Source organism: Pseudomonas sp. CK-NBRI-02, assembly GCF_008124495.1.
Taxonomy (GTDB): domain Bacteria; phylum Pseudomonadota; class Gammaproteobacteria; order Pseudomonadales; family Pseudomonadaceae; genus Aquipseudomonas; species Aquipseudomonas guariconensis.
In genome coordinates this window covers 175,763-185,239 of sequence record NZ_VSJH01000003.1, presented here as the reverse complement: position 1 = coordinate 185,239, position 9,477 = coordinate 175,763, and the positions used below count along the sequence as shown (strand labels likewise).

Sequence of the window (9,477 nt, the reverse complement as noted above, 5' to 3'; positions counted from 1 at the left end):
TCGTCGTTACGCACGCTCAACACGTTACCCACCGGGTCGTAGGCATAGCGCAGATCCTGCAGCACTTTCGCCCCACTGCCCTGACGCTCGGTCTTGATGGAGGCCAGGCGCTGGGTCTTGGGCTCGTAGGTGTAGGTCGTCACCACCCCGTTGCCGTGTTCCTCGCGCAGCTTCTGGCCGGCAGCAGAGTAATGGAGGGATTTGACGATCACCTGTTCGGTGCCGCCCTTGAGCGTGAGCCAGCTGCCAGCCAATTGGCCGGCCACGTCATAGCACAGACGTTGCTTATGGCCTGCGGCATCCTGGGTGCTCAGCACTGCCCCAGTGGCATCGGTGGTGGTCTGGGTGGTGTACGCGTCGGGCTCGAGCCCCGCGTCGTCCTCGCCCTGCCAGTCGACGAGGGTGTCAGGGCTGCCGGCATTCTTGAGCAGTTGTCGGGTGACCGACTGAGACACGCCGGCCAGTGCATTCGGCACTACGACACCGCCGGGCTGGTGAGGACCGAGCGCATTGCCCTGACCGGCGTGTCTCAGTCGGTCACCCGACAACGTCGGATCGGCCCAAAGAAGGCGTTCGATGACGCGCGCCGGCGCACCGGCCACCTGCTCCGTCACGTACAGTGGGCGGCCCGGCAGCGAGGCGTCCTCGTACTGCCAGGTGCGGGTCACGGGCGGGTCGTCCTTGTCGGCGCTGATGTTGTGCAGCGTCAGGCACGGCCTACCGGCGACATCGCTCAGGGCCAGTGATGTTCCGGCATCGACGCTTTGCGTGCGCAAGACCTCGCCGGCCAGGCTCGTCAGGTAGGTGAAGTTGGCCAGCCCGGCCTCGTGCAGGCGCGGATCGGTGCTCTGGGTCAGAAAGCCGCGGGCATCGTGGCGATGGTAGGTGATACGCGTGTCCGTCACCTGTGGGGTATCGGGGTGGCGATGATAGGCGACGTTGCGTACAGGCAAGCCGCGATTGTCCAACACCGTGACGGTGGGTGTGTTGCTGAATAGGGAAATGTTCAAGACTTGCTCCTTCAGTCATTACGAGATAACCCGCCCCTTTTCAGCATCCTAAGCACCCCCACACGCGGTGAAAGCTCAGCGATCTAACAGCCTTGTGGCTTGCCCCCTTCTCTCCGGGCGCCTGTTCCCTACAGCGGATTCCACCGAGCCTCCGGTGCGCGTGTCGTGTCGCCAGGCTTGGAGATGTTCGCGCCGATAACATACCCATTGGCAGCGACACTGACGGCAACCCGCACCAATCTTCCCCCGTACTGGATCTGGTAGACCGGACGGTTCTGCCCTTGCGTAGCGACGTGCCTGCCCGTTGTCACTGCGCTGATCACCAATTCTCTGATTTGCGCATTGCTGTAGGCCCCGACTTTATGGAAGTCGTCTAGGTGCTTGCCCACAACGTGATACATCCCGCCCTTCATCCCGGCATTCTGGATGTACACGTACAGCCCGGTCTCCTTGTCGCGCCCTACAGCCTCGATTTCATGGATGCTCTTGGCGCCTTGCGCGCGCAACACCCGCTTGAGTTTTTCACCCGGCTCACCGTTGATGATGAGGCCGGCGCCATGGTCGAAACGCTCCTTCCTGGCCTGCCAAGCTGCGGCCGTTCTTGCTTTTTCCACCTCCTTAGCCGTCGCCATGCCAGAAAAATCCTGAGATGGCAATCTTGGCGAAGTTGCCGCTCTTGGCCTTGGTTCCTCAGGCGTGTGTGCTTGCGCAGTGGGAGGCGACGAGAACAATGATCGCCCGTGCGCCCTGCCCCAGGCTGAAGGTGGATTACCGTTGGATGGCATGTGCATCATTCCTTGTTCAGTAGCGTGGGACGTGGGATTGTTCCTAACTTTCGATCAGAGTTCTGCACGCGCACTGCTTCACAGCAGGCGGATTTTGCCGCCACTCATACGGAACAATGCCTAGCTCCAAGTAGGATTACCTCACTCTGCCTCCTCGTCCAAACGGACGAGGAGCCCCCCGTCGCAACGGGCGACGATCCCCCGTTGGGCCATCTGGCTCTCCCGCGCCCAGCCGGGCTTGGGCCATCCAACGAGGACACCTTGATGACAACAGAAAAAAACCTGGTTCGCTCCGTCACCGTGGATATCGCCGCCCCTGCAGAGCTGGTCTGGTCGATCCTCATCGACCTGCCCCGCTATCCCCAGTGGAACCCGTACACGGTCAAGGTCGAGTCCACCTTGCGCCTGGGCGAGCCGGTCAATCTGTACCTGCCTGATCCCACGCAGCCCGGTGAGCTGATCCACGTGACCGAGCAGTTGGCCGACTTCGAACCGTACCGCCTGCTGGCCTGGGAGATGCACGCCAGCGCCAGCAACCCCGACGCCGCCCGCCGCGAGCAGGTGATCGAACGTACCGGCCCGGACAGCTGCCGCTACCACACCACCGACCAGTTCCTGGGGCCCACCGCCGATACGGTCATGGCCAACCATGGCCACTGGGTCAAGCAGGGCTTCGATGCCGTGGCCCTGGCGGTGAAGGCCCGCGCCGAGTCGCTGCACGCTGCTGCAGGGTGATGTCCATGCCCCCGGCGCACTTCGTCCGAGCAGACGAAGAGGCGCCGGGGGCGCATTGCCTACCTTGGCGTCAACCGGGCCCAAGCCCGGACGATCACGAGGAGGTATCCGATGTTGACTCATCTGCAATGGCTGGAAGCCGAGAGCATCCAGATCATCCGCGAAGTGGTGGCCGAGTGTGAAAACCCGGTGATGCTTTACTCCATCGGCAAAGACAGCGCGGTGATGCTGCACCTGGCGATGAAGGCCTTCGCTCCGGGCAGACCGCCCTTCCCGCTGCTGCACGTGGACACCACCTGGAAGTTTCGCGAAATGATCGCCTTCCGCGACCAGACCGCCAAGCGCCTGGGCCTGGAACTGCTGGTGCACATCAACCCCGAGGGCGTGGAAAAGGCCATTGACCCTTTCACCCATGGCTCGGCGCTGCACACCGATGTGTGGAAGACCCAGGGCCTCAAGCAGGCGCTGGACAAGCACGGTTTCGACGCAGCCTTTGGCGGCGCGCGGCGCGACGAGGAAAAGTCCCGGGCCAAGGAGCGGGTGTTCTCGCTGCGCTCCGAGCAGCACCGCTGGGACCCCAAGCAGCAGCGCCCGGAGCTTTGGCGTCTGTACAACACGCGCAAACGCAAGGGCGAGAGCCTGCGGGTGTTCCCGCTGTCGAACTGGACCGAGCTGGACATCTGGCAATACATCTATCTCGAGCAGATCCCCATCGTGCCGCTGTACTTCGCCAAGGAGCGCCCGGTGGTGGAGCGCGATGGCACCCTGATCATGGTCGACGACCACCGCCTGCCGCTGCGTGACGGCGAGACCCCGCAGATGCGCAAGGTGCGCTTTCGCACCCTGGGGTGCTACCCGCTTACCGGTGCCATCGACAGCGACGCCGACGACCTGCCGGCGATCATCAGCGAGATGCTGGTCAGCCGCACCTCGGAACGCCAAGGCCGCCTGATCGACAGCGATTCGGCCGGCTCCATGGAGAAGAAAAAACAAGAGGGGTACTTCTGATGAACGCCATCACCCAGCACGACGAACTCACCCCGTACCTGCAGGCGCAACAGCACAAGCAACTGCTGCGCTTCATCACCTGTGGCAGTGTCGACGACGGCAAAAGCACCCTGATCGGGCGCCTGCTGTACGAGTCCAAGGTGTTGTTCGAAGACCAGCTCGGCCAGCTCGAAGCCGACTCGAAAAAACTCGGCACCCAAGGCGAGGAGCTGGACTTCGCCCTGCTGGTGGACGGTCTGGCCGCCGAGCGTGAGCAAGGCATCACCATCGATGTGGCGTACCGCTTCTTCGCTACCGACAAACGCAAGTTCATCGTCGCCGACACCCCCGGCCATGAGCAGTACACCCGCAACATGGTTACCGGCGCGTCCACCGCGGACCTGGCGGTGATCCTGGTGGATGCCCGCCAAGGCTTGCTGACCCAGACCCGCCGCCACAGCTACCTGGTGTCGCTGCTGGGTATCGGCAAAGTGGTGCTGGCGATCAACAAACTCGACCTGATGGATTACGCCCAGGCGGTGTTCGAGCGCATCGAGGCCGAGTACCGCGCCTTCGCCGCGCAGATCGGCCTGCACGATATCCAGTGCATCCCGCTGTCGGCGCTGCGCGGCGACAACATGCTCAGCCCCAGCCCGAATACCCCGTGGTACACAGGCCCGAGCCTGCTGGCGTATCTGGAAGACGTGCCCCTGGAGCAGGCCCGCGCCAGCGAAGCGGCGTTTCGCCTGCCAGTGCAATGGGTCAACCGGCCGAACCTTGATTTTCGCGGCTACTGCGGCAACGTCGCCGCTGGCAGCGTGAGCGTCGGCGAACGCATCCGCGTACTGCCTTCAGGCCAGCAGAGCGAGGTCACGCAAATCCTCGGCCCCAACGGCCCGCAACAACGGGCCGAATGCGGCCAAGCTGTGACCTTGGTGCTCAAGGACGAGATCGACATCAGCCGCGGCGACCTGATCGCCCTGGCCGACGCCCCGCCTGCGGTGGCCGACCAGTTCGAGGCCACCCTGGTGTGGATGGACGAAGACGCCCTGCTGCCCGGGCGCCCCTACCTGATGAAGATCGGCTGCCGCACCGTAGGCATGAGCTGCGCCAATCTCAAGCACCGGGTCGATGTGAACAGCCTTGAGCAACTCGCGGCCAAGACCCTGGAGCTCAACGGCATCGGCGTGTGCAACCTGCACTTGGACCGGCCGATCCCGTTCGATGCCTATGCCGACAACCGCGACACCGGCGGCTTCATCGTCATCGACCGCCTGAGCAACCGCACGGTGGGCGCCGGCATGTTGCACTTTGCCCTGCGCCGCGCGCAGAACGTGCATTGGCAAGCCATCGACGTCAACCGCGAGGCCCACGCCGCGCTCAAGGGCCAGAGCCCGCGGGTGCTGTGGTTCACCGGGTTGTCGGGGGCAGGTAAATCGACCATCGCCAACCTGGTGGAACGCAAGCTGCACGCCCTGGGCCGGCACACCTACCTGCTCGACGGCGACAACGTACGCCACGGTCTGAACCGCGACCTGGGCTTCACCGAGGCGGACCGGGTGGAGAACATCCGCCGCGTGGCCGAGGTGGCCAAGCTGATGCTCGATGCCGGGTTGATCACCCTGGTCTCGTTCATCTCGCCGTTTCGCGCCGAGCGCGACATGGCCCGTAGCCTTGCCGGGGATGGCAACTTCCTGGAGATCTACATCGACGCCCCACTGGCCCTGGCCGAACAGCGCGACCCCAAGGGGCTGTACCAGAAAGCCCGGCGGGGCGAGCTGAAGAACTTCACCGGCATCGACTCGCCCTACGAGCCACCGGTGACCCCGGAGCTGCACATCGACACCCAACGCGAATCGGCCGAAGCCGCCGCCGAGCGCATCGTCGAAGCCTTGCTCAGGCTATGAGCGCAGCGGGCGCGGTGCCACGCCGCCGTGCCCGCACCTGACCGCTCAGCGGGTACCGAACTCGAACGAGGGCACGAAACCCGAGCCGAGCAGGTAGGGGCAGTTGGAGTCGACGAAGTCGTCGCTGAGCAGATCCTCGGCACTGTTGTAGCCGTCCGTGTAAACGCCGGTGAGCCCCAGCAGCGTATGCGGCAGGGAGGCAATGCTCACCCGTTGGTCTTGGCGTTGCTTGAGTTTTTCGAGCTTCGCGCTCTGGTGGCGCGACACGTTGTCAGTGGCCCAGACGAACGCCGAGACCGACAAGTCGTATTCATTGCCGATGCCATGCCCCAACAAGCCGCGATCATCATCCATGAGGTTCTGGCCATGATCGGAGCTGTAGACCAGCACTGACGGTTTGTTACTGGCCTCCAGTTGATTCATGAGGGTGTGCAACAGCCAATCGGTGTAGAGCACGGTGTTGTCGTAATGGGCGACGAGTCTGTCCTTGGCGCTGTCGGTGGCGGGCTGGAACTGCCCGAAGCTGTCCGGATACCGGCGCTCGTAATCGAAATGGCTGCCTTTGATGTGGATGAAGATCGCCTGCTTGGCAGCGGCCGAATGCAGGATTTGCTCATGTACAGGCAGCAGCGCGGCGTCATAGCTGCGCTCGAAGTACTGCCGGCTGTGTGCCTCGGCGGCAATCTGCGGAATGATCCCACCGAAGCTGTCGACCTCCTGGACAGACAACCAATGGGTCTTGTAGCCCGCTGCACGGTAGATGCCCACCAGGGATTTGGTCGAGGCGATCTGGTCCCAGTCGGAGATCGGCGACAGGCTCAGCATCGACGGCACGGCAAACGCGGTGTAGGGCGCGGTGGTGCACATGCGGTTGAACTTGAACAGCCCCAGGCGCTTGTCCAGGTTCGGTGTGGTTGGCTTGTGGTAGCCGTAGAGCGACCAGTTGTGTGGCCGTGAGGATTCGCCGATCACGAAAACGAGGGTTTGGATGTTCGAATCGTTCGAGACACGGGTGATGTTGACCTCGGTGTCCTGGCGCTGCTTGATGTATTCGAGGGTTTCGCCGTGCAGGTAGGCGGTCAGGCCGATTTGCGACAGGTAACCCACCGGCGTGCTCTGGTCCTTGGCGACCAGGTCGAGCACGGCGCCCTTGCCCAGCGAATTGACCGTCACGGTCTTGTAGAAGTACGCGCCATACCCCAGCAGCAAAGCGCACAGGCTCAAGGCGAACAGCGACCAGCTCTTGGGCAGCCGACGCCGGTACAGGCCAGCCAGACCGATCCCGTAACAAGCCGCGAATACCGCCAGCACGAACGTAATGGACTTCCAGTAAGTCAGCAGGAAGTCGGTCGTTTCCTTGTAGTTGGTCAGCCCGATGAACAGGTAGGCCGCCGTCAACCGGGAGTTGAAGTTGAGCGTCAGGAACAGGTCGATGGTGGCCAACAAATAGAACGGCAACAACCCAACATGAAGCTTGAATTGATCGGTGGAGGCAAAACGGATCGCCGCCAGCCACAGCAATGAGATGGCGACGGTGTAGAGCGCCAGCAGGTCGATCTTCGCGTACGGGTTGGCGAGGGTGCGGATAATGATGGGCGATAGCAAAAACGCCCAGAGCACCAGGTTCGGCCATTCCTGCTTCAACGTGGGGAGTTTCATTTTTTAATGCTCGTCGGGCGCCCATGGGAGAGGTGCGTCCCTGCGCGATACCCCGTTGCTGGCATACGAACGAGCATAGATCATCGGGCTTCGCCTTGGACGCCGGCGCTGACGGTTGCGGCAGGATCATCCCCGAGCATAGCCAGTTAGTCCAAACAGACGATTTACCCGGCAAGTCCCCCATCAATACTGCCCTTCCCGATACCCCGCGAGGCGCAGCATGACCGCTCATCATCCGGCTCCCATCGCTACCGACGCGCTCAGCGCCTTGCTCGCCTTGGTCTATCAAGGCCCTCTCGAATCCACGCCTTGGGGCAGCTTTCTCGAACAGTTGCGCCAGCGCCTTGACGCCAGCTTCATCACCCTGGTGCTGCGCAACCCCGAGCACGAACGCCCCGGCCTGATCGTCAACGCCTCCAGCCACGGTCCGCTGCTGCCCGGCGAGCCGTCCTACAGCGAGTACTACTATTCCATCTGCCCGTTTCTCGACTGGCCAGCCAATCAAGTGGCTACGGCCGACCAGGTGATGGGCAGCGCGCTGTGGCTGGCCCACGACTTCTACCGCAACTACCTGCAACCGCTGGACCTGCGCCACGTACTGGTGGCCAACATGGTGACCAACGCCGGGATGCACTGCGCCTTGTTCGCCAGCCGCGGGCACACCGGTGCGGACTTCGATGCCGGGGAGGTCGCCCTGGTACGCCTGCTGCAGCCACACGTGCAGCAGGCGGTGGACCTGCACTCGGCCGTGGATCAGTTGGACTCCGAGCGCCAGCTGTATGCTGCGACCATCGACCGCTTGATGGTCGGTACGGTGATCCTCGATGAGAACGGCCGCAAGCTGCGTTGCAACCGCGCAGCGCAGCGGCTGTTCGACGAAGGCGATGGCTTGGTGTGCCGGCAAGAGAAGCTGTGCGCCTATCTCAATCACGAGAACCGCGCCTTGCAGCAAGCAGTCCAGGCCGTGCTGCGCCAGCGCCAGCGCGGGCTGGATGAGCTGGAGGTGCTCACCCTTTCCCGCCCCAGCGGCCAGATGCCACTCAACCTGCTGCTGCGGCCGATCCCGCTGAACTACCAGGCCGGCAAAGCCACCCGCAGACCGGCGGTGGCCCTGTTCATCCGCGACCCGGCCGACTCGCCCCAGGCCTCGCGCCACCTGCTGCGCAGCCTGTTCCAGCTCACACCCATGGAAACCGAGGTGGCAATGCTGGTGATGGACGGGCAGACCCTGGACGAAACGGCGGACCTGCTGCATGTGTCGCGCAATACCGTGCGCGCGCACCTGCGCGGGGTGTTCGCCAAGACCGGCGCCACGCGCCAGGCGCAGTTGGTGAAGACCTTGCTCAACAGCGTGGCGTCGTTGGGGTAATCTGGCTTGTACAGCAGCCCCAGGAGGCCACATGCCCTACCCCATCGAGCAGAAACTTGTCGTCGGCGTCGCCTCCAGCGCGCTGTTCGACCTGACCGTGTCCGACGACATCTACAAGACCGAGGGGGTCGAGGCGTACCGCCAGCATCAGGAGCAGAACCTCGACGAGCCCTTCCCCAAGGGCGTCGCCTTCCCGTTCATCCGGCGTTTTCTGAGCATCAACAAGGCCTTCCCGGCGCAACTGCCGGTAGAAGTGGTGCTGCTCTCACGCAATTCGCCCGAGACCGGCCTGCGGGTGTTCCGCTCGATCGACCACTACGGCCTGGACATCACCCGGGCGGCATTCATGTCCGGCCGCTCGCCCTACGAGTACATCCCGGCCTTCAATGCCTCGCTGTTCTTGAGCGCCCACGAAGAAGACGTCCAGCGCGCCATCGACGCCGACTACCCCGCCGGCCTCGTGCTACCCACGCGCATCTACGACGATGAAATCGACACCGAGCTGAGGGTGGCTTTCGACTTCGACGGCGTGATCGCCGATGACGAGGCCGAGAGCGTGTACAAGCAGCATCACGACCTCGGCGAGTTCCTGGCCCACGAGCGCGACCGCAAGGCCATCCCCCACCAGCCAGGCCCGCTGGCGGACCTCTACCGCAAGCTCTCGCACATCCGCACCCTGGAGGACCAGAAACTGGCCCAGTGCCCGGACTACCAGCGCATCCTGCGCATCGCCATCGTCACCGCGCGCAATGCGCCGTCCCATGAGCGGGTGGTGACCACCTTGAAGAACTGGGGCGTGTCGCCGGACGAGTCGTTCTTCCTGGGCGGCATGGAAAAAGACCGCGTGCTGTCGATCCTCAAGCCGCACATGTTTTTCGACGACCAACGCAGCCACCTGACGTCCGTGGCCGGGGATCTGCCGATGGTGCATGTGCCGTTTGGGGTGGCGAACAAGCGTTGGGAAGCGGGCAATGCGCTGGCCGAACCTGCACAGTTGCCCGTAGTGACCTCGGATAACGACTGAG

Annotated in this window: 7 protein-coding genes and 1 pseudogene; 5 read left to right on the top strand and 3 right to left on the bottom strand. The window is 63.5% G+C overall.

Annotated elements, in window-relative coordinates:
• Positions 1-1,010, bottom strand: a pseudogene (locus DQ397_RS03430) (RHS repeat protein); the annotation flags it as partial.
• Positions 1,011-1,138: 128 nt separating this feature from the next.
• Positions 1,139-1,642 carry a hypothetical protein gene (locus tag DQ397_RS03420; RefSeq protein WP_043215909.1) on the bottom strand — a complete coding sequence of 168 codons (504 nt, stop codon included), beginning with the start codon at positions 1,640-1,642 and terminating at the stop codon, positions 1,139-1,141.
• A 417-nt stretch (positions 1,643-2,059) separates the two neighbouring features.
• On the opposite strand from DQ397_RS03420, the gene DQ397_RS03415 reads away from it, so the two are divergent.
• From DQ397_RS03415 to cysN, 3 genes are all read left to right on the top strand, one after another.
• Complete coding sequence (locus DQ397_RS03415; RefSeq protein ID WP_102082462.1) at positions 2,060-2,530, top strand: SRPBCC domain-containing protein; 471 nt, start codon at positions 2,060-2,062, stop codon at positions 2,528-2,530.
• A 93-nt stretch (positions 2,531-2,623) separates the two neighbouring features.
• On the top strand, positions 2,624-3,538 hold the full coding sequence (gene cysD, locus DQ397_RS03410) for a sulfate adenylyltransferase subunit CysD (protein WP_256664336.1): 915 nt from the start codon (positions 2,624-2,626) through the stop codon (positions 3,536-3,538).
• Positions 3,538-5,424, top strand: a complete 1,887-nt coding sequence (gene cysN / locus DQ397_RS03405; protein ID WP_043213640.1) for a sulfate adenylyltransferase subunit CysN — start codon at positions 3,538-3,540, stop codon at positions 5,422-5,424. The genes cysD and cysN overlap by 1 nt, the downstream gene beginning before the upstream one ends.
• A gap of 45 nt (positions 5,425-5,469) precedes the next feature.
• Here the strand turns inward: cysN and DQ397_RS03400 are convergent, their stop codons facing one another.
• Positions 5,470-7,083, bottom strand: coding sequence for a phosphoethanolamine transferase (locus DQ397_RS03400; RefSeq protein WP_043213637.1), 1,614 nt, complete (start codon positions 7,081-7,083; stop codon positions 5,470-5,472).
• Positions 7,084-7,303: 220 nt separating this feature from the next.
• Between DQ397_RS03400 and DQ397_RS03395 the strand changes: the two genes are divergently transcribed.
• Entirely contained in the window at positions 7,304-8,452 is a 1,149-nt protein-coding gene (locus DQ397_RS03395; protein WP_043213635.1) for a helix-turn-helix transcriptional regulator, read from the top strand.
• 31 nt (positions 8,453-8,483) lie between these two features.
• Positions 8,484-9,476 carry a 5'-nucleotidase gene (locus DQ397_RS03390; protein ID WP_043213633.1) on the top strand — a complete coding sequence of 331 codons (993 nt, stop codon included), beginning with the start codon at positions 8,484-8,486 and terminating at the stop codon, positions 9,474-9,476.
• Position 9,477 lies beyond the last annotated feature (1 nt).

Coding starts and splice junctions, on each gene's coding strand:
- DQ397_RS03395 (WP_043213635.1), top strand. CDS start 7,304: ATGACCGCTCATCATCCGGCTCCCATCGCTACCGACGCGCTCAGCGCC.
- DQ397_RS03400 (WP_043213637.1), bottom strand. CDS start 7,083: ATGAAACTCCCCACGTTGAAGCAGGAATGGCCGAACCTGGTGCTCTGG.
- DQ397_RS03415 (WP_102082462.1), top strand. CDS start 2,060: ATGACAACAGAAAAAAACCTGGTTCGCTCCGTCACCGTGGATATCGCC.
- cysN (WP_043213640.1), top strand. CDS start 3,538: ATGAACGCCATCACCCAGCACGACGAACTCACCCCGTACCTGCAGGCG.
- DQ397_RS03390 (WP_043213633.1), top strand. CDS start 8,484: ATGCCCTACCCCATCGAGCAGAAACTTGTCGTCGGCGTCGCCTCCAGC.
- DQ397_RS03420 (WP_043215909.1), bottom strand. CDS start 1,642: ATGGCGACGGCTAAGGAGGTGGAAAAAGCAAGAACGGCCGCAGCTTGG.